17 protein-coding genes are annotated in these 19,212 nt (G+C 59.4%); 15 read left to right on the top strand and 2 right to left on the bottom strand.

Going from position 1 to position 19,212, the window contains the following annotated elements; genetic code table 11:
• The first annotated feature begins 404 nt into the window (after positions 1-404).
• The 15 genes from bchF (at position 405) to WAO69_RS01320 (ending at position 16,528) form a co-directional block, all read left to right on the top strand.
• Complete coding sequence (gene bchF, locus WAO69_RS01390; protein ID WP_422175983.1) at positions 405-959, top strand: 2-vinyl bacteriochlorophyllide hydratase; 555 nt, start codon at positions 405-407, stop codon at positions 957-959.
• Positions 956-2,242 carry a ferredoxin:protochlorophyllide reductase (ATP-dependent) subunit N gene (locus WAO69_RS01385; protein ID WP_422175981.1) on the top strand — a complete coding sequence of 429 codons (1,287 nt, stop codon included), beginning with the start codon at positions 956-958 and terminating at the stop codon, positions 2,240-2,242. Before bchF ends, WAO69_RS01385 begins: the two co-directional genes overlap by 4 nt.
• Positions 2,239-3,801: a ferredoxin:protochlorophyllide reductase (ATP-dependent) subunit B gene (gene bchB, locus WAO69_RS01380; RefSeq protein ID WP_422175979.1), complete on the top strand. Its 1,563-nt coding sequence runs from the start codon at positions 2,239-2,241 to the stop codon at positions 3,799-3,801. The genes WAO69_RS01385 and bchB overlap by 4 nt, the downstream gene beginning before the upstream one ends.
• Positions 3,791-7,363: a magnesium chelatase subunit H gene (locus WAO69_RS01375; RefSeq protein ID WP_422175977.1), complete on the top strand. Its 3,573-nt coding sequence runs from the start codon at positions 3,791-3,793 to the stop codon at positions 7,361-7,363. Before bchB ends, WAO69_RS01375 begins: the two co-directional genes overlap by 11 nt.
• Positions 7,364-7,477: 114 nt before the next feature.
• On the top strand, positions 7,478-8,446 hold the full coding sequence (gene bchL, locus WAO69_RS01370; protein ID WP_422175975.1) for a ferredoxin:protochlorophyllide reductase (ATP-dependent) iron-sulfur ATP-binding protein: 969 nt from the start codon (positions 7,478-7,480) through the stop codon (positions 8,444-8,446).
• The gene (gene bchM, locus WAO69_RS01365) at positions 8,446-9,129 is read left to right on the top strand and encodes a magnesium protoporphyrin IX methyltransferase (protein WP_422175973.1); all 684 of its coding nucleotides are present in this window, start codon (positions 8,446-8,448) and stop codon (positions 9,127-9,129) included. Before bchL ends, bchM begins: the two co-directional genes overlap by 1 nt.
• Positions 9,126-10,556 carry an MFS transporter gene (locus WAO69_RS01360; RefSeq protein ID WP_422175971.1) on the top strand — a complete coding sequence of 477 codons (1,431 nt, stop codon included), beginning with the start codon at positions 9,126-9,128 and terminating at the stop codon, positions 10,554-10,556. The genes bchM and WAO69_RS01360 overlap by 4 nt, the downstream gene beginning before the upstream one ends.
• A gap of 30 nt (positions 10,557-10,586) precedes the next feature.
• Positions 10,587-11,357, top strand: coding sequence for a photosynthetic reaction center subunit H (gene puhA / locus WAO69_RS01355; protein WP_422175969.1), 771 nt, complete (start codon positions 10,587-10,589; stop codon positions 11,355-11,357).
• A gap of 72 nt (positions 11,358-11,429) precedes the next feature.
• Complete coding sequence (gene puhB / locus WAO69_RS01350) at positions 11,430-12,080, top strand: photosynthetic complex putative assembly protein PuhB (protein ID WP_422175967.1); 651 nt, start codon at positions 11,430-11,432, stop codon at positions 12,078-12,080.
• A gap of 5 nt (positions 12,081-12,085) precedes the next feature.
• Positions 12,086-12,556, top strand: a complete 471-nt coding sequence (gene puhC / locus WAO69_RS01345) for a photosynthetic complex assembly protein PuhC (RefSeq protein WP_422175965.1) — start codon at positions 12,086-12,088, stop codon at positions 12,554-12,556.
• A 21-nt stretch (positions 12,557-12,577) separates the two neighbouring features.
• On the top strand, positions 12,578-12,874 hold the full coding sequence (locus tag WAO69_RS01340) for a hypothetical protein (RefSeq protein ID WP_422175963.1): 297 nt from the start codon (positions 12,578-12,580) through the stop codon (positions 12,872-12,874).
• Complete coding sequence (acsF, locus tag WAO69_RS01335; RefSeq protein ID WP_422175961.1) at positions 12,871-13,989, top strand: magnesium-protoporphyrin IX monomethyl ester (oxidative) cyclase; 1,119 nt, start codon at positions 12,871-12,873, stop codon at positions 13,987-13,989. The genes WAO69_RS01340 and acsF overlap by 4 nt, the downstream gene beginning before the upstream one ends.
• Positions 13,989-14,816, top strand: coding sequence for a putative photosynthetic complex assembly protein PuhE (gene puhE, locus WAO69_RS01330; protein ID WP_422175959.1), 828 nt, complete (start codon positions 13,989-13,991; stop codon positions 14,814-14,816). Before acsF ends, puhE begins: the two co-directional genes overlap by 1 nt.
• Entirely contained in the window at positions 14,806-16,020 is a 1,215-nt protein-coding gene (gene hemA / locus WAO69_RS01325; RefSeq protein WP_422175957.1) for a 5-aminolevulinate synthase, read from the top strand. Before puhE ends, hemA begins: the two co-directional genes overlap by 11 nt.
• Before the next feature lie 76 nt (positions 16,021-16,096).
• Positions 16,097-16,528, top strand: a complete 432-nt coding sequence (locus WAO69_RS01320) for a c-type cytochrome (RefSeq protein WP_422175985.1) — start codon at positions 16,097-16,099, stop codon at positions 16,526-16,528.
• A gap of 55 nt (positions 16,529-16,583) precedes the next feature.
• Here WAO69_RS01320 and argE read toward each other — a convergent pair whose 3' ends face one another.
• The gene (argE, locus tag WAO69_RS01315; protein ID WP_422175955.1) at positions 16,584-17,768 is read right to left on the bottom strand and encodes an acetylornithine deacetylase; all 1,185 of its coding nucleotides are present in this window, start codon (positions 17,766-17,768) and stop codon (positions 16,584-16,586) included.
• Positions 17,765-18,949: a M24 family metallopeptidase gene (locus tag WAO69_RS01310; RefSeq protein ID WP_422175953.1), complete on the bottom strand. Its 1,185-nt coding sequence runs from the start codon at positions 18,947-18,949 to the stop codon at positions 17,765-17,767. The genes argE and WAO69_RS01310 overlap by 4 nt, the downstream gene beginning before the upstream one ends.
• Positions 18,950-19,212 lie beyond the last annotated feature (263 nt).

Here is a 19,212-nt window from a genome sequence, read left to right as displayed (position 1 = left end):
GGCGCGCCTGATTGGCTTGCACTTTCGCCTGGCGCTCATTGATGACTGACACCACTTCAAGCGCCAGAGAAGCAAATGGCAGAACGCCGCTTGCCTCGGAAAAGTTCTGGTCGTCATGGGCCATTATAGCAACCCCACTCATCAGGCATCCACGCCTGAGGCTCATGTGAATCATGCGCTCTGCTGTAAGCATCTAGCCCAAGACACAAGATGTCAAAGAAAATTGACAGTTTTCCGGAAATAAGACGACATCAAGCTAACATACTGATTAACAGGTATAAATATCAGCAAACACAGAGGCTAAACACCCTGCTTGCATCATGTGTTAGGCTTTTGTTACTTCAGGTATTGGCAAGTGTAAGTTTTAGTTGACACTCTGTGCTGGCCAGAGATACCTTCCCTGTATGACCGGAATCTTGAAGGGGGAGTCGGTGGTGCCTCACACCCAGAACGCGCAATTGAGACACGGCCTCTATACTCCAGAGGAGCGCGTGCGCCGCGATCAAACCGTCTGGACTTTGGTGCAGGGTGTTCTGGCTCCCGTGCAGTTTTTGGTGTTCGTCGTCTCGCTGGTTCTGGTTCTGCGCTACCTGTGGATCGGTGAGGGGTACATGGCCGCGACCGGGTCGATCCTGGCCAAGACTTTCTTCCTGTACCTGATCATGGTGACCGGCGCGATTTGGGAAAAAGTCGTTTTTGGTCAATACCTTTTCGCCCCAGCCTTCTTTTGGGAGGATGTGTTCAGCTTCCTTGTGATCGCGCTGCACACCGCATATCTCTGGGCGCTCTGGACCGGAGCTCTGACCTCTGTCGAACAGATGTGGCTCGCCCTTGCGGCATATGCTGCCTACGTGATCAACGCTGTTCAGTTCATCCTCAAATTGCGCGCGGCCCGGCTTCAGGCCGAAGCCGAAGAAGCCAACCTTCGGGCCAATGACCCCAATGAGGTGACGGTATGACCGAACTGCCCCGCCTGCCGGAGACCGGTGGTTGCCGCAATACGCCGATTCTCAAACAAAGAGGCCAGCGCGAAGTCTTTTGTGGTCTGACCGGAATAATCTGGCTGCATCGCAAGATGCAGGATGCTTTCTTTCTGGTGGTGGGCTCGCGGACCTGCGCCCATCTTCTGCAATCTGCTGCGGGTGTCATGATCTTTGCCGAACCCCGCTTCGGCACCGCGATCCTTGAAGAAACCGATCTGGCAGGACTTGCCGACGCTCAGCAGGAACTTGACCGCGTTGTGGCCGAATTGCTCGCGCGCCGCCCGGATATCCGCCAGTTGTTTCTGGTCGGCTCCTGCCCCTCCGAAGTCATCAAGCTGGACCTTCAGCGCGCGTCCGAGCGGCTGAGCGAACAGCATGCTCCGCATGTTCGGGTGCTGAATTTCTCGGGCTCAGGCATCGAGACCACGTTCACCCAGGGCGAAGATGCCTGCCTTGCCTCGATGGTGCCGGTGCTGCCGGCATCCGACGCCCGCGAGTTGCTGCTGGTTGGCGCGTTGCCCGATGTCGTCGAAGAACAGGCCGTCTCGTTGTTGTCAAAGATGGGCATCGGTCCCATCCGCGTTCTTCCTGCGCCGCGTGCGGACACCGAGATGGGCATCGGCGAAAACACGGTCTTTGCCGTCACACAGCCCTTCCTGGGTGACACGCATGCCGCCCTCGAACGTCGCGGTGCCCGTCATATCCCGGCCCCGTTCCCGTTTGGCGAAGAGGGTACAACCGCCTGGTTGCGCGCGATCGCGGATGAGTTCGGCGTAGATGACGCAACATTTGCCCAAGCCACGGACGCCCCCCGCGCCAGGGCGCGCAAAGCCATATCGCAAGCCTCCGAGGCCCTGCGCGGCAAGTCGGTATTCTTCTTCCCTGACAGCCAGCTGGAAATTCCCCTGGCCCGCTTCCTCACTCGCGAATGCGGCATGGAGGCGATCGAGGTCGGTTCTCCCTTCATTCACAAGGGCCTTGTCGGCCCTGATATGGACCTCTTGGCCGAAGGTCCGACCATCTCGGAGGGTCAGGACATTGATCTGCAACTGGACCGGTGCCGCGCTGCGCGCCCGGATCTGACCGTTTGCGGACTGGGTCTTGCAAATCCGCTTGAGGCCGAAGGGCTTGCCACCAAATGGGCCATCGAACTGGTCTTTACGCCGGTGCATTTCTACGAACAGGCGGGCGATCTTGCCGGTCTGTTCTCACGCCCGATCCGCCGCGCCGGTCTTTTGAGAATGGAGGCCGCCGAATGAAGCTGACGGTCTGGACATATGAAGGCCCTCCCCATGTGGGTGCCATGCGCGTTGCGACCGGGATGACTGGTCTGCATTTCGTGCTTCATGCGCCTCAGGGCGACACCTATGCCGATCTGCTGTTCACGATGATTGAACGCCGCGATCACCGCCCGCCGGTGACGTTCACGACCTTTCAGGCGCGCGATCTGGGGTCTGACACGGCGCATCTGTTCAAAAGCGCCTGCCAGGATGCCTATGACCGCTTCAAGCCCGAAGCCATCATTGTCGGTGCCTCATGTACCGCCGAACTGATCCAGGACGATCCCGGTGGTATGGCCGAAACAATGGGCCTTCCCGTGCCGACCATCGCTTTGGAGTTGCCCAGCTATCAGCGCAAAGAGAACTTCGGCTGCGATGAGACCTTCTTTCAGATCGTGCGCAGCCTGGCGCGTCCGATGGATCGCACCAAGCAGATAAGTGCAAACCTGATTGGCCCCACCGGTCTGGGCTTTCGCCATCGCGACGACATTCAGGAGGTCACCGCCTTGCTGTCCGACATGGGTATCAGCGTGAATGTTGTCGCCCCGATGACATCCTCGCCGACGGATATCAAACGGATGGGTGCCGCGCATTTCAACGTTCTGATGTATCCCGAAACGGCTGAGACAGCGGCGCGGTGGATGGAACGTGAACTGGACCAACCCTATACAAAGGTTGTGCCGATTGGCGTCGGTGCCACGCGCGATTTCGTCAACGAAGTGGCAAAACTCGCCGGTGTAGAGCCTTACCTGGATGACAGCCGCCTGCGCCTGCCCTGGTATTCGAAGTCGGTCGACTCGACATACCTGACCGGCAAGCGGGTGTTCCTGTTCGGGGACGGCACGCATGTCAAAGCCGCCGCGCGGATTGCCCGTGACGAGATGGGTTTCGAAGTGGTTGGCATGGGCTGTTACAACCGCGAGATGGCGCGTGAACTGCGCGCCGTTGCCAGGGATTTTGGTGTCGAGCCTCTGATCACCGACGATTATCTCGAAGTCGAGCGCACCATCGAAGAACTCGCGCCGGAAATGATCCTTGGCACGCAAATGGAGCGTCACATCGGCAAGCGTCTGGGCATCCCCTGCGCCGTGATTTCCGCGCCGGTTCATGTTCAGGATTTCCCGGCACGCTATTCACCGCAGATGGGGATCGAAGGCGCGAACGTGATCTTTGATACCTGGGTGCATCCGCTGGTCATGGGGCTGGAAGAGCATCTTCTGACCATGTTCCGCGAAGACTTCGAGTTCCACGATGCAGCCGGACCCAGCCACCACGGCGGCAAGGCCACGGCGCGCGCTGCGGAAACGGTGGATTCAGCCTCTGCCCAAGTCACCCGGGAAACCGCTGCGCAGGTTCCCCATGTGACACCCGCTGGAGAGGTTATCTGGCTGGCGGATGCCGAAAGGGAGCTCAAGAAGATCCCGTTCTTCGTGCGTGGAAAGGCGCGGCGCAACACCGAGACCTTCGCGGCTTCGCGCGGTGTTTCCGAGATATCTGTCGACACTCTCTATGAGGCAAAAGCCCATTATGCGAGATGATCATGGCATGAGCGGACGTATTCCCGGGTACCGGGTCGCGATTGTCACGCTGGACAGTCACGCGGCCGGCCCGGCTGAGCGTGCGATGGACAAGTTGGCACGGGATTACCCCGGCTTGTCGCTGTCGATCCATGCGGCTGCCGAATGGGGGGAAACCCCGGGTTCGTTCGATGCGGCAAAAGATGCGGTCATGAACGCGGATATCGTTGTCGCGAACCTGCTGTTTCTGGAAGAACATGTGTCCCCCATACTTCCCGTACTGCAAGCGCGCCGCGAAAGCTGCGATGCCTTGATCGCCATGGTGGCGGATGCCTCTATCGTGAAGCTGACCAAGATGGGAAGTCTTGACATGTTGGCCCCGGCATCGGGCGCGATGAAGCTGATGAAAAAGCTGCGTGGGTCCTCAAAGCCGTCATCGAATTCCGGTCAAAAGAACATGGCGCTGCTGCGCCGCCTTCCCAAGATCCTGAAGTTCATTCCGGGCAAGTCCCAGGACTTGCGGGCCTGGTTCCTGTCCATGCAATACTGGCTGGGTGGCTCGGACGACAACGTCGAGGCGATGATCCGCTTTCTACTGAATCGCTATGCCAAGGACACCGGCTGGAAGGAAGCACCCGAAGCCGCCGCGCCGATCGATTATCCCGATGTCGGTCTCTATCATCCCGACCTGCCGGAACGGATCACGACGAATATCCTGGATCTGCCCGCACCGAAGGACCCGATCGCGACCGTTGGTCTGCTGATGATGCGGTCTTATGTGCTGAGTTCGGATACAGCGCATTACGATGCAGTTATCCGGACATTTGAAAAACGTGGCATGCGGGTTGTTCCGGCGTTTGCCGGGGGTCTCGACGGGCGCCCTGCGATCCATGAGTATTTCCTGAGCGAGACCGGCGCGAAGATCGACGCGATGGTGTCCTTGACCGGTTTCTCTCTGGTGGGTGGGCCGGCCTATAACGACAGCGAAGCCGCGGTCTCGCTGCTGCGCAAGCTGGACATTCCATATATCGCCGCGCATCCGCTGGAGTTCCAGACGCTGGGCCAATGGGCGATGGACGCGCAAGGGCTTGGTCCGATCGAAACAACGATGCTTGTGGCGCTGCCCGAGTTGGACGGAGCAACAAACCCGACGGTTTTCGGTGGGCGTCTTGGCCCGGAAGGCTGCAATGGCTGCGCATACAATTGCCCCTGTGCAGCGGGCAGCAAACAGATGGTGCCCTGCCTCGAGAGGATCGACAGCCTTGCCGAGAAAGCTCTGCGATTTGCCCGTCTGCGCCAGCGCAAGAACGCCGAAAAGAAAATCGCGATCGTTCTGTTCGGCTTCCCGCCCAATGCCGGTGCCGTGGGCACAGCCGCCTATCTGAGCGTCTTTGAGAGCCTGTTCAACACGATGAACGCGATGAAAGCCGAAGGCTATACCATCGAGGTTCCCGAAAGCGTCGAGGCATTGCGCGAGGCCGTCCTCAAAGGCAATGCCCAGCAATATGGCCAGGAGGCCAATGTCGCCGCGCATGTAAGCGCGGATGATATCGTCAAGAACACTCCGCCCCTCAAGGCGATCGAAGCCGTTTGGGGGCCTGCGCCCGGTCGCATCCAGTCGGATGGGCGCGGCGTATTCGTTCTGGGCAAAGAGTTCGGCAATATCTTTGTCGGTGTACAGCCAACCTTTGGTTATGAGGGCGACCCGATGCGGTTGCTGTTCGAAAAGGGTTTTGCGCCGACCCATGCCTTCATCACGTTCTATCTGTGGCTGCGCAATACATACCAGGCCGACGCCGTTCTGCATTTCGGCATGCACGGTGCCCTGGAGTTCATGCCCGGCAAACAGTCTGGCCTTGGTGCACGCGACTGGCCGGATCGTCTGATCGGCGAAATGCCCAACATCTATCTTTATGCTTCAAACAACCCGTCCGAAGCATCCCTGGCCAAGCGCCGTTCCGGTGCCGTGACAATCACGCATCTGACACCGCCGCTGGCGCAATCGGGGCTCTATAAAGGGCTTCTGGAGCTTAAAGACAGCCTGACGCGGTGGCGGAGGCTTGGCCTTGAGGATCCGCAGCGCGAGGAGCTCGAAGAGCTGATCGCCGAGCAGGCCGCAGCCGTGGACATGACCGGTACGCCGCCCATGCAGCTCTGGCTGAAACTGCTTGAGACCGAAGACGCGTTGATCCCTGAAGGTTTGCATATTCTGGGCAAGCCGTTCTCGGAGAGTGAGCGCGAAGCCTATCTGGATCTGATGGACACGGCGGATGCAACAACGCGCGAGCGCATCAGCGAAATACTCAAGTTAGACACTGAAATTCCGGCGCTGATGCGGGCATTGGATGCGCGCTACATCGAGCCGGTGCCGGGCGGCGATCTGATCCGCTCGACCGAAGTTCTGCCAACCGGGCGCAATATCCACGCCTTTGATCCCTTCCGCATGCCGACCGAATTTGCATGCCGCGATGGCGCAAAACAGGCGCAATTGCTGCTGGATACTCATCCGCAGTTGCCGCGCTCTATCGCGTTGGTTCTGTGGGGCTCGGATAACATCAAGTCCGACGGCGGCCCGATCGGGCAGGCATTGGCGCTGATGGGTGCGAAACCCCGGTTCGACAGCTTTGGCCGTATCGCCGGTGCGGATCTGATCCCGCTGGAAGAGCTGGGTCGCCCGCGCATTGACGTGATCATGACGCTTTCGGGGATTTTCCGGGACCTGTTGCCCCTTCAGACACGCTTGCTGGCCGAGGCCGCGCTCAAATGCGCTCAGGCCGACGAGCCAATTGAGATGAACTTTGTGCGAGCGCATGCGCTGGCCTATGCCGAGAAGGCAGGGGTCGACATGAAGACAGCGGCCCTGCGGGTGTTCTCGAATGCCGAAGGTGCTTATGGCTCGAACGTCAACCAGCTTGTCGACAGCTCGGCCTTTGGCGACGAAGACGAACTCGCCGATGCCTATGAGGCGCGCAAGTCATTCGCCTATGGCACCGATGGCAAAGCGGGTGCCAACCCGGCCTTGCTGCAACAGGTCCTGAGCGAAGTCGATGTCGCCTATCAGAACCTTGAATCGGTCGAGTTGGGTGTCACCACGGTGGATCACTACTTTGACACGCTGGGCGGTATCGCCCGCGCGGTGAAACGGGCCAAAGGCAGCGAAGCCGCCGTCTATATCGGTGATCAGACACGCGGTGCCGGCAAGGTGCGCACGCTGAAGGATCAGGTCGCGCTTGAGACACGCTCGCGCTCGCTGAACCCGAAATTCTTCGAGGGCCTTCTCAAGCATGGAGCCGAAGGTGTCCGTCAGATCGAAGCGCACGTGACCAATACGCTTGGCTGGTCCGCGACCACAGGTCAGGTCGATCCCTGGGTCTATCAGCGCATCAGCGAAACCTTTGTTCTGGATGAAGAGATGCGCAACCGTCTTGCTGCACTCAACCCGACAGCGTCCAGCCGCATGGCCAACCGCCTGCTTGAGGCGTCTGACCGGAACTACTGGCAGCCGGATGCCGAAACACTGGCCGCTCTGCAGGACGCGGCAGATGCGCTGGAAGATCAGCTTGAGGGAGTTGCCGCGGAATGACTTCGAACATGCGGATCTTTCTACTGATGGCGCAAGGGGCAACCGCCTCGCGCTTTTCGAAGTTTCTGGAACTCAAAGAGGGAGGGGTCGCTCCCTTTCTGAAAGGAAGTCGTTATGAGCCCACTTGATAGCAAACACCCCCCAGCGGCCCGCGCTGCACAGCGTGAAGCCGACGGCCTGGCAAAGCGCAACCTGGGCGCACCGCCAATTCTCAAGAAGGGCGAGGATGGCGAAGGTTCGCTGCAGGTCCATCAGGACATCTCGGACAGAATAGAAGGTGCCAAGGTCTTTGCCGTTTATGGCAAGGGCGGTATCGGGAAATCGACCACATCGTCCAACCTGTCGGCGGCGTTTTCCAAACTGGGCAAACGTGTTTTGCAGATCGGCTGCGATCCCAAACATGACAGCACCTTCACCTTGACCGGGCAGTTGCAGCCCACGGTGATCGATATTCTCAAAGAGGTCGATTTCCACGCCGAAGAGCTGCGCCCCGAAGATTTCGTGACACCCGGTTATAACGGCGTGATGTGCATCGAGGCCGGTGGCCCGCCTGCGGGCACTGGCTGCGGGGGCTATGTGGTGGGTCAGACGGTGAAACTGCTGAAACAGCACCATCTTCTGGACGACACCGATGTGGTGATCTTTGACGTCCTGGGCGACGTGGTCTGCGGCGGGTTCGCAGCGCCCCTGCAGCATGCGGATCGCGCGCTGATCGTCACCGCAAACGACTTTGACAGCATCTATGCCATGAACCGTATCATCGCCGCGGTTCAGGCAAAGTCATCGAATTACAAGGTCAGGCTCGCTGGCTGTGTCGCAAACCGGTCAAAAGACACCGATGAGGTGGACCGGTTTTGCGACACCGTCGGATTCAAACGGATCGGGCATATGCCTGATGTGGATGCAATCCGCCGGTCGCGCCTGAAAAAGAAAACCCTGTTCGAAATGGATGATGACGAGGATATCGTCCGGTGCCGCGCCGAGTACATCCGTCTGGCCGAAGCGCTCTATAACGGCACCGAAGCGATGACCCCCAAGCCCTTGGAAGACCGGGACATCTTCGAGCTTTTGGGGTTCGACTGATGGGTGCCTATGACCAGACACTGAACCGTGTCGAAACCTATTTCGACAAGACTGCCACCAAAACATGGGAGCAGCTGACAAGCGACGCGCCTGTGTCCAAGGTGCGTGAGACGGTGCGGGCTGGTCGCGACAAGATGCGTGCCCTGATGCTCAGCCGTTTGCCTGCCGATATGACCGGACAGCGCGTGCTGGATGCAGGCTGCGGTGCGGGTCAGATGTCGATCGAACTGGCCAAACGCGGGGCTGAGGTTGTGGCATGTGACATCTCGCCCAGCCTTGTGAATATTGCCGAGCTGCGCACGCCGGAAGAGCTGGCACCGCGGATCACCTTCACAAGCGGTGACATGTTGCACGAACGGCTGGGTGAGTTTGACCATGTCGTCGCTATGGACAGTCTGATCTACTATACAGGCTCTGACATCGGCAAAGCGCTCAAGCAGCTTGAACCGCGGGTCTCGGGTCGCGTTGTGTTCACCGTGGCACCGCGCACCCGGCTGCTGATGGGCATGTGGTACGCGGGCAAACTGTTCCCGCGCTCCGACCGCTCGCCCGTAATGATCCCGCATGATGCGGATCGTCTGGCTCAGGATGTCATGGAGCAGGGCGTCAAGCGCAAGCTGCGTGCCGTGGATCAGGTCACATCCGGTTTTTACATTTCTCAAGCCATGGAACTGCGCCCATGAAGGCTCGCCTGAAAACCGTCAGTTTACGCGCGCTGCCCTTTGCGGATGCGGCAAGTGACGGGTTGCCGATGGCGCAACTGCTGCGGCTTTCGCTGTTTCAGGTGTCCGTGGGCATGGCGTCCGTGATGTTGCTGGGCACGCTGAACCGCGTGATGATCGTTGAACTCAGCGTCCCTGCGATGATTGTTGCGATCATGATCGCGCTGCCGGTGCTGATCGCACCCTTCCGCGCTCTGCTTGGGTTCCGCAGCGATACCTACCGTTCCGCACTTGGCTGGAAGCGGGTGCCTTACATCTGGTTCGGCTCGCTCTGGCAGTTCGGTGGCCTGGCGATCATGCCATTCGCGCTGCTCGTCCTGGGTGGCGACGTGTATTACACGGTTCCCTTTGCCGGTCAGGTTCTGGCGGCGCTGGCGTTCCTGATGACCGGTCTGGGCATGCACATGACCCAAACCGCAGGTCTGGCGCTGGCCGCCGATCGCGCCTCGGACGAGACGCGCCCGCGCGTTGTGGCGCTTCTTTATGTGATGTTCCTGGTCGGTATGGGCGTATCGTCCATCATCATCGGAACCATTCTGACGAATTACTCGGATCTGTTGTTGATCCGGGTTGTGCAGGGTGCCGCGGTTGTCGGTGTGGTTCTGAACCTGCTGGCGCTTTGGAAACAGGAAAAAGTCCGCCCGATGAGCCGGGCCGAACGCGAAGAGCCCCGTCCGTTGTTCCGCGACGCGTGGGCTGATTTCGCCAGAGGCGGTCAGGCCGGTCGGCTTTTGGCCTGTGTCTTTGTCGGTACGCTGGCCTTCAACATGCAGGACGTTCTGCTTGAGCCTTATGGCGGTGAAATCCTGGGCCTCTCTGTCAGCAGCACCACGCTTTTGACGGCGCTCTGGGCGGCGGGCGCGCTTGCGGGCTTTGCCCTGGCAGGACGCCAGTTGAACCGTGGATCAGACCCATATCGTCTGGCGGGTATGGGCATTCTGGCGGGGGTCGTGGCCTTTTCGGTCGTTATCTTTGCGGCCCCGCTGAACTCGGCAGAGCTGTTCTTTTCCGGTGTCGTCCTGATCGGTTTTGGCGGCGGTCTCTTCGCGGTCTCGACCCTGATGGCCGCCATGAGCATGCCAGCCACCGGTGTCGCCGGGCGCGGCCTGGCTTTGGGTGCATGGGGCGCGGCTCAGGCCACGGCCGCAGGCAGCGCCATCGCCCTGGGCGGCACGTTGCGTGACTGGATCGGATCCATCGCAATGTCCGGGACCCTGGGCGAGGGCCTCGCAACACCCACCACCGGCTATTCTTTCGTTTATCACGCGGAAATTGGCCTTCTCTTTCTCACGCTTGTCGTTCTGGGACCTCTGGTTCGCACGTCGGGCACCTATCAACCGAAAACAGTGGAACGGACCAGACTTGGCCTGGCCGATTTTCCTGCCTGACGAAAACTGTCCGCATAGGAGGGACATGACATGACTGAACCATTCTTCGGAGGCTTTGATCTCGCAGCATCAACGCTTTGGCTGTTTTACGCGTTCTTTGCGCTGTTGCTGTACTACATCCAGCGCGAAAACATGCGTGAGGGCTATCCGCTCGAAGATGACTCGGGCAATCCGTCATCCAACCCAAGCATGTTTCCGCTTCCGGAAGACAAGACGTTCAAACTGCCCCACGGGCGCGGTGAGTTGACCGTTCCAAGCGGCCAGATACCCGAGCGTGCAGACATCGCTTTGAAAAAAGTCACTGCTGCGAACGGCTTCCCGCTCGAGCCCACAGGCGATCCGATGCTGGATGGTGTTGGCCCGGCCTCATGGGCTCCGCGCCGGGATGTTCCTGAACTGGATGGCCATGGCCACCCCAAGATCGTTCCTATGGCCCTGAACGAAGCCTTTTCCGTTGCCGCCGGTCGTGACCCGCGTGGGATGCCCGTGATGTCGGGCGACGGCGAGATCGTGGGTGAAGTCACCGATATGTGGGTTGATGAGCCAGAGCAGCTTGTCCGCTACCTCGAGTACAGGCTGGACGCCAAATGGGGCGAGGGCACGCGTCTTGTGCCGATGACCATGGCGCGCATCTGGGGCGGCAAGGTCAAGATCAACTCGATCTATGCCAAGCATTTCGCAACCGTACCGATGGTGGCGTCGCCCAAGCAGGTCACCCTGCTCGAAGAAGACAAGGTCAGCGCATACTACGGTGGCGGGCATCTTTATGCCGACGCCTCCCGTCAAGAACCGCAGATCTAACGCCTCACCGGCGGCGCGCATTGCCTTGCAGGGCGCGCCGCCATCTTGAAACGAAAACAGGAGATACTCGCCATGTCTCACGACGACTTTGAAGTAGAGCCCGTTGAGGGGCTCCCGGAACTCCCCCCCGAAGGGGAAACCATCCTATGGCAAGGACGCCCGAACTGGTGGCGTCTGACCTGGGAGGCCATGAGCCTGCCGTGGGTCTGGGGTTACTTTGCCGTGCTGACGCTCTGGCGGTTCATATCGGTCGTGGACCAGATGCCTCTGGCTCAGGCCTTTGCGGCGGCACTGCCATTTGTTTTTCTGGCTGCGATCGCGACCTTCTTGCTGGGGCTGACCGGGTATCTGCAAGCGCGTGCCACCATGTACACGGTGACCAACCGCCGTGTTGCGATGCGGATCGGTGCGGCGCTGACCATGACGCTGAACCTTCCCTATACCCAGATCGCCAACGCCATGCTGGACCTGCGCAAGGGAGGCAGCGGCACAATCGCCTTCGAGACCATGGGTGAAACAAAGCTCAGCTATATTCTGTGCTGGCCGCATTTGCGTCCCTGGCATTTCAACCCGACCCAGCCGTCACTGCGTTGCATCCCGAATGCAGAGCATGTGGCAGGGTTGATTGCCGATGCCGCAGAAGCGCGCGTGTCCACGCCACGGGTTGTGCGCAAGTCCGAGGCGGCGATGCCGTCCGGTGATTCTGTCGTTGCGGCGGAGTGAGGGATATGAGCGATACGCCAAACACCCCCCGCTTGCGCCACAAGGATGACGAACTTGTTCCCATCTTCCTGGTGCGCGCCATGTTCGCGCTCGTCGTTGTGTGCCTCGTGCTTGTCGCGGCCGCCCGGATCACGGGTCGCCCGCTTGAAGGGACACCGCCGGATGCGCCGGTCATCGCCGAACGCGCAGTGTTTTTGTCCGGTGACACCTCGGGTGCCGCACTTGTTCTGGATGCCAACGGGTCGGTTCTTGCGGACCTGCCCGGCGAAGAGGGCGGCTTCATCGCCGGCGTGCAACGCGTCATCGACCGTGAGCGCAGCAAACATGGTGTTCCGCTTGACGCGCCGGTGCTGGTGCAGCTGCGCGAAGGCAACCGCCTGTCGATCCTGGATCCATCAACCGGCTGGAGTGCCGACCTGATGGGTTTTGGTGCCTCAAATTTCCGCAGCTTTGCCAGGCTGCTGGACCCATCGTAACCCAAGGAAAGGAAGCCAACCATGGGACTACTTACAAAAGAAGTTGAAAGACACCCTTGCCAGGTCGAAGTCAGCCATTGTTTCGATAGCTTGCATGCGCATGTGAAATTCACCGACGGCACCGTGATCAATCCCGGTGACGAAGTGATCGTGAAAGGCCCCGAGATCATGGCCCCCTACGGAGAAGTGGTCGTTGAGGACCGCGAAGCCGTGATCTTTCGCGCAAGCAAACTGGAACAGCTCTGGACCCGGATGACCGGTGATTTCGAATTCATGGAGCTGTGCGAATTCTCCTTTTCAGAGGACGTGAAACTATGAACGCCCATTCAAAACACACCGCCGACGCGACAACCGTCGAAGAGGGACTGGCCATCGCAGAAGCGCAGGACCAGCAGTATAACGATGAAATGGCCACCGAAACGGCCATGCAGAACACGCTGCTGACGCCGCGCTTTTACACCACCGATTTCGATGAGCTGGACGCGATTGACGTCAGCTCGGTGCGTGACGATTGGGACAAGCTGATTGCGCAGATGGAAGCGGATCCCAACAAGGGTCATTTCAAGAAGAACGAAGACTGGGATCACGTCGATTGGGACGGGATGGAGCCCGCGTTGAAGAAAGAGTTCATCGACTTCCTGATTTCTTCCTGCACGGCCGAGTTCTCGGGCTGCGTTCTCTACAAGGAGATGAAGCGGCGCGGGAACAACAAGGACATCACGCAACTGTTCCAGCTCATGGCGCGGGACGAAGCACGGCATGCCGGCTTCATCAACGATGCGCTGCGCGAAGCCGGTCTGCGGGTAAACCTTGGGTTCCTGACGCAGAAGAAGAAATACACCTACTTCCGGCCCAAGTTCATCTATTACGCGACCTATCTGTCGGAAAAGATCGGCTATGCCCGTTACATCACGATCTTCCGTCATCTGGAGGCCAACCCTGAGTATCGGTTCCACCCGATCTTCAAATGGTTCCGCGAGTGGTGCAACGACGAGTTCAGCCATGGCGAAGCCTTTGCCCTGCTGATGAAGACCGACCCCAAACTGACATCCGGCGTGAATGTCTATTGGATCAAGTTCTTCCTGACGGCGGTCTTTGCGACGATGTATGTGCGTGACCATCAGCGGCCCGCGTTTCACAAGGCGCTGGGCGTGGATCCTGACTGGTACGCCCATGAAGTCTTTACCAAGACCTCCAAGCTGACCGAGCAGATCTTTCCGATCACCCTGGATATCGACCATCCGCGCTGGCAGCCGACGCTTGAAGCGTTGCAAAGGGCGAATGTTGATCTGGCCGATGCGGTTGCGAACAAGAAACCGCTCAAGAAGATCGGCGCACAGCTGCGGGCGGCAAGATGCTTTGTTTCGCTGATGCTGATCCCGGTCAAGAAGCACGCGGTACCTGAAAACGTCCGTCTGGAACCGGTGTATTGATGACACCCTGGATAGCAGCCCTGATTGCCCTTTTTGTCTGGTGGTTCGCCACCGGGGCAATTCTGATGGCGGTCAAATATGCCGACCGCGGAGGGCTGCGCCTACGCAGGCTGGCGACAGTGATCGGCCTGCCCATTCTGGCTTTGGGCATCTGGGGATATGAGGCAAGCCTGAACGCTACGTCCATCATGGGAGCCCATGCCGCGTTTTTGTCGGCATTGGCGATCTGGGGCTGGATCGAACTGGCTTTTCTGACGGGGGTGATTTCCGGACCGATCCAGAAACCATGCCCGCCCGAAGCCAACGAATGGGAGAGATTCCTGCGCGCATGGGGGACCGTGGCCTATCACGAGATCCTGCTGGTTGGTGCTCTGATCATCGTGCTGGTCAATGGCTGGGGTGCCGAGAACACCTTTGGAATGTGGACCTTCGTGATCCTTTACTTTGCGCGGGTCTCGGCCAAGCTGAACCTGTTTTTCGGTGTTCCCAAGATCAACGTCCAGTTTCTGCCCACGGCGCTGATGCATCTGCCCAGCCACTTCCGCATCGCACGCCTGAACTGGGTGTTTCCGATTTCGGTAACCGCGCTGACATTCGCCGCTGCTTGCTGGCTGGAACGCCTCCATGCTGCTTCTACTCCCGGGGAGGCCATCGGCTTTTCCCTTCTCACTGCCATCACCGCTCTGGCTCTGCTGGAACACTGGCTGATGGTTCTGCCGCTGCCGGATGAACGGCTCTGGCGCTGGATGCTGCCGCAGGAAAGCGCAACTCCCAAGATACAACAACAATCGCTACCCAGAAGACACGAGGACGCACATGGACTTTGACGCTCTTTTTCAATCACAACTGGATTCACTCAAAGAGGAAGGCAATTATCGCATCTTTGCCGAACTCGAACGCAAATCCGGTCAATTCCCACGCGCCAAATGCCATGATAGCGAAGCGCCCGACGAAGTAACCGTCTGGTGCTCGAATGATTATCTTGGCATGGGTCAGCACCCGACGGTGACGCAGGCCATGAAAGATGCCATCGACAGTTGCGGTGCCGGTGCCGGAGGAACGCGCAACATCTCGGGCACCAACCATGCCCACAAGCTGCTGGAAGCCGAACTTGCCGATCTGCATGGCAAGGAACAGGCGCTGCTGTTCACCTCGGGCTATGTGTCCAACTGGGCGGCTCTGTCGACACTGGGATCGCGCCTGCCTGATGCAGTGATCCTGTCGGATGAACTGAACCATGCATCCATGATCGAAGGTATCCGCCACGCCCGCTGCCAGAAAGTCATCTGGCGGCACAATGATCCTGAAGATCTGGATCGCAAGCTTGCCGCCCTGCCTGCAAACGCCCCCAAGATCGTTGCGTTCGAAAGCGTCTATTCGATGGACGGTGACATTGCCCCGATCAAGGAGATCGTCGAGGTGGCCGAAAAACACGGTGCCATGACCTATCTGGACGAGGTCCACGCGGTCGGCCTTTACGGCGCGCGCGGCGGCGGCATTTCCGAGCAGGAAGGGCTTGCGGATCGCATCACGCTGATCGAAGGCACACTGGGCAAGGCCTATGGCGTTGTCGGTGGCTACATCACCGGTTCCGAGGCGATGTGCGATTTCATCCGCTCTTTCTCAAGCGGGTTCATCTTTACCACCGCCTTGCCCCCGGCTGTTGCCATGGCCGCACGCGCATCGATCCGCCACCTCAAGGAAAGCGATTCCGAGCGGATGGCCCAACGCGAACGTGTGGCCTATCTGCGCAAGCGGCTGGATCAGGAAGGCATCCCCCACCTGGACAACTCCAGCCATATCATCCCCGTCATGATCAAGGATCCCGTCAAGTGCCGGATGCTGTCTGATTACCTGATGCAGGAATGGGGCATCTATGTGCAACCGATCAACTATCCCACGGTTCCAAAGGGAACCGAGCGGTTGCGCTTTACCCCGTCACCTCTGCACGACACGGATGACATCGAACATCTGGTTCTTGCACTGAAAACGCTGTGGAAGCAGTGCGCGGTTTCCCACGCAGTCGCGTAGACATATCACAGTTGTGACTGTTGACTCTGGCGCAGATACATTACGTATTGGCGCGAGAGTCGAATGGAGGACTACCATGAACCGCATGATCGCAACCGTGATTTTCACACTGATCGCTGCCCCCGTTTTTGCGGAGGCTGATCTTGAAGCAGGCGAACAGGCATTTGCTCGTCAGTGCAGCACCTGCCACGTCGTTGTTGACGGCGAAGGCACCACATTGGCCGGCAAGAACGCCAAGACGGGCCCGAACCTTTACGGTCTGATCGGCCGCAACGCTGGGTCGGTCGAAGGCTTCCGTTACGGGAAATCCCTTGTGGCCGCAGGTGAATCGGGTCTGGTTTGGGATGAATCGCTGATCGCGGCTTATATTCAGGACCCCAAAGCGTTTCTGGCCGAGTATCTTGATGACAGCAAAGCGCGCAGCAACATGGCGTTCAAAGTCCGCAAGGAAGAAGACGCCACGAACCTCGCCGCGTTTCTTGCGACATTTGGTGCTGTGACCAACTGATTCAGACTGTCCTGCGACAGTTGAAAGGCCGCGGCAGTGATGTCGCGGCCTTTTTTTATTTCTGCGGGATGTATCGGCCCGGATCGCACATATGGGCCCCCAGCTTTTCCAGCAGATCAAGACAGGCGGCCAGTTGATCGCGGCTGATGAATTCGTCGGGCTTATGCGCCTGTTCGATCGAGCCGGGCCCGCAGACGATCACATCTGCACCCAGTTGCTGGAACAATCCAGCCTCGGTGCCGAATGAGACCAAGTCCGCGCCATTCGCCCCGCTCAAAGCCATGATCACATCGCGCGCGACATTGGTTTCGGCAGGCTCCAGACCGGCGATTTCGCCGATGGTCTCGGTCTCGATCACAGCATTCGGATCCACAGCGCGCATGGCTGGCAAAAGGATATCCTGCGTATAGTGATGCATCTCGTCTTTGACGAAACCTGCGTCGCTGTCCTGTACGGGGCGCATTTCCCAATCGATCTCGGCTTTGCCTGAAATGATGTTATGCGCCGTGCCGCCACTGATCCGCCCGATGTTCAGAGTGGTCCAGGGCGGGTCGAACCGGCTGGACACAGGCCTGCGGGCAATCAGATCTTCGCGCAGGGCCAGCAAACGCGCCGCATATCGCGCGGCGTATTCCGCAGCGTTCACCCCGGCATCCGGGTTCGAGCCGTGCCCTTCCCGCCCCTCGAAGCGCACGGTGTATTCGCAACATCCCTTGTGCCCCTCGATCACGCGCATTTCGGTCGGTTCACCGATCACCACCATGGATGGACGCACCCGGCGCGCTCGCAACTCATCAACAAGGGCGCGCGCGCCGATGCAGCCGACTTCTTCATCGTGGGTAAAGGCAAAATGGATGGGGCGCTGCAACTCCATCTGCGCATAGCGTTCCGCCGTCGTTATGGCCGCCGCGATGAACCCTTTCATGTCACAGGTGCCGCGCCCATATAGCCGGTCACCGTCTTCGCGCATCACGAAAGGATCGGATGACCAATCCTGATCCGCGACCGGCACCACATCGCTATGACCCGACAGAACCAGACCGCCGTCCCGATCCGGCCCCAGCGTGGCGAAAAGATTGGCCTTGGTGCCGGTTGCATCCTCGAAGATATCGACCCGCGCGCCGAGCTGTTCCAGCGCAGCGGCGAGATCTCTGATCAGGGCGAGGTTGCTGTCGCTTGATACAGTCGGATAGCCAATAAGCCGCGCCAATGTGGTGATGGTGCGTTCAAGCGGGATCATGGTTTGACGAAGATCTCGCGGGGACGGTTACAGAAGGATTCAGCGGGACCCTCTTCCCGGATCAGGATGCTTTCGGTGATCTCGATCCCCCAATCCTTCATCCAGAGGCCCGGCATGAAATGGAAGGTCATGCCCGGCTGCAGCACGCTCTCATCTTCGGCACGCAGCGAAATCGTCCGTTCGCCCCAGTCTGGGGGATAGCTCAAGCCGATCGGATAGCCGCAGCGCGCCCCGCGCTCGATCCCGGCGCGCTCCAATGGCGCGGCAAGCGCATTGGCGATATCGCAGGCGCGGTTCCCGGCGCGCGCCGCTTCAAGCCCTGCCTCCAGCCCCTCGACCAGGGCGGCCTCGGCACGGCGCAGGAAATCGGGCGGCGTGCCCAGAAAGATCGTTCTGCAGAACGGCGTGTGATAGCGGCGATAGCAGCCGGAAATCTCGAAGAATGTCGCTTCTCCGGTCGCAAAGGCACGCCCGTCCCATGTCAGATGTGGCGCGGCGGCGTCGCTCCCGGATGGCAGCAGAGGCACGATGGCGGGATAATCGCCCCAGGCACCGTCAACGCCGGTGATGGCATCGCGGTAAATCTCGGCCACCACGTCGTTCTTGGCGACACCGGGCTCGACACGTTCCATCAATCCATCCACGATCTTTTCCGAGATCGCAGCGGCCTTGCGCATGAACGCCACCTCGGCCTCGGATTTTACCGTGCGTTGCCAGTTCACCAGCGCCGTGGCGTCGACAAGTTCCGCCCCGCCAAGATGTGCGGCAAGTTCGCTATGTGCCTTGGCTGAATAATAGTAGTTGTCCATCTCGACCCCGACCCGGCCGCGGTTCAGACCCAATTCGCCCAGAACCCGCGCAAGATCCTGCATCGGATGACGTTCGGTGGACTGAACAAAGCCGTCGGCATAGCCACGGACATGATCCGCAGACATCCACACGGTGCGCAAAGCGCCATTGGTGTCCTGATTGCGCCCCCACCAGACCGGATCACCCTCCAGTCCCAGAATCACCCCTTGATGGACATAGAAGGACCAGCCGTCATATCCGGTCAGCCAGGCCTGATTTGACGGATCTGTGACAAACAAGACGTCAAGACCCTGTCTGGACATCGCGGCGCGCGTTTTGGCGATACGGCGGTCATATTCAGCGTGCGAAAACGGCAGATCAATTGGCGGCATGGGTCATGTTCCTAAAGCTTTGCGCAAGCTTCAGCAGCATGGCACCGTGAATGCAAGAAAACTGTTCGCCTATGAGTAAAGGAACGTCTGATTTACCGCTTCGGCTGCGCCGATACCGGAACAATCAGGCTTTGAATTTGGGGGTTTGCCCCGATTTCGCGTTCATTACGCCTGAATAGGCTGCCCTGAGGCGCCCAATCCATGATTTTGGACGGACTTGTCCTCATGCCATCAGTCTCCGGCGCGCGAGGAACAGGTTGCCG

The sequence above is a fragment of the Aestuariivita sp. genome (assembly GCF_049276915.1).
Lineage (GTDB): Bacteria > Pseudomonadota > Alphaproteobacteria > Rhodobacterales > Rhodobacteraceae > Aestuariivita.
Note: the sequence above shows the minus strand (reverse complement) of the source record. Positions and strands in the feature narration are given on the sequence as shown.

Coding starts and splice junctions, on each gene's coding strand:
- bchF (WP_422175983.1), top strand. CDS start 405: ATGACCGGAATCTTGAAGGGGGAGTCGGTGGTGCCTCACACCCAGAAC.
- WAO69_RS01385 (WP_422175981.1), top strand. CDS start 956: ATGACCGAACTGCCCCGCCTGCCGGAGACCGGTGGTTGCCGCAATACG.
- bchB (WP_422175979.1), top strand. CDS start 2,239: ATGAAGCTGACGGTCTGGACATATGAAGGCCCTCCCCATGTGGGTGCC.
- WAO69_RS01375 (WP_422175977.1), top strand. CDS start 3,791: ATGCGAGATGATCATGGCATGAGCGGACGTATTCCCGGGTACCGGGTC.
- bchL (WP_422175975.1), top strand. CDS start 7,478: ATGAGCCCACTTGATAGCAAACACCCCCCAGCGGCCCGCGCTGCACAG.
- bchM (WP_422175973.1), top strand. CDS start 8,446: ATGGGTGCCTATGACCAGACACTGAACCGTGTCGAAACCTATTTCGAC.
- WAO69_RS01360 (WP_422175971.1), top strand. CDS start 9,126: ATGAAGGCTCGCCTGAAAACCGTCAGTTTACGCGCGCTGCCCTTTGCG.
- puhA (WP_422175969.1), top strand. CDS start 10,587: ATGACTGAACCATTCTTCGGAGGCTTTGATCTCGCAGCATCAACGCTT.
- puhB (WP_422175967.1), top strand. CDS start 11,430: ATGTCTCACGACGACTTTGAAGTAGAGCCCGTTGAGGGGCTCCCGGAA.
- puhC (WP_422175965.1), top strand. CDS start 12,086: ATGAGCGATACGCCAAACACCCCCCGCTTGCGCCACAAGGATGACGAA.
- WAO69_RS01340 (WP_422175963.1), top strand. CDS start 12,578: ATGGGACTACTTACAAAAGAAGTTGAAAGACACCCTTGCCAGGTCGAA.
- acsF (WP_422175961.1), top strand. CDS start 12,871: ATGAACGCCCATTCAAAACACACCGCCGACGCGACAACCGTCGAAGAG.
- puhE (WP_422175959.1), top strand. CDS start 13,989: ATGACACCCTGGATAGCAGCCCTGATTGCCCTTTTTGTCTGGTGGTTC.
- hemA (WP_422175957.1), top strand. CDS start 14,806: ATGGACTTTGACGCTCTTTTTCAATCACAACTGGATTCACTCAAAGAG.
- WAO69_RS01320 (WP_422175985.1), top strand. CDS start 16,097: ATGAACCGCATGATCGCAACCGTGATTTTCACACTGATCGCTGCCCCC.
- argE (WP_422175955.1), bottom strand. CDS start 17,768: ATGATCCCGCTTGAACGCACCATCACCACATTGGCGCGGCTTATTGGC.
- WAO69_RS01310 (WP_422175953.1), bottom strand. CDS start 18,949: ATGCCGCCAATTGATCTGCCGTTTTCGCACGCTGAATATGACCGCCGT.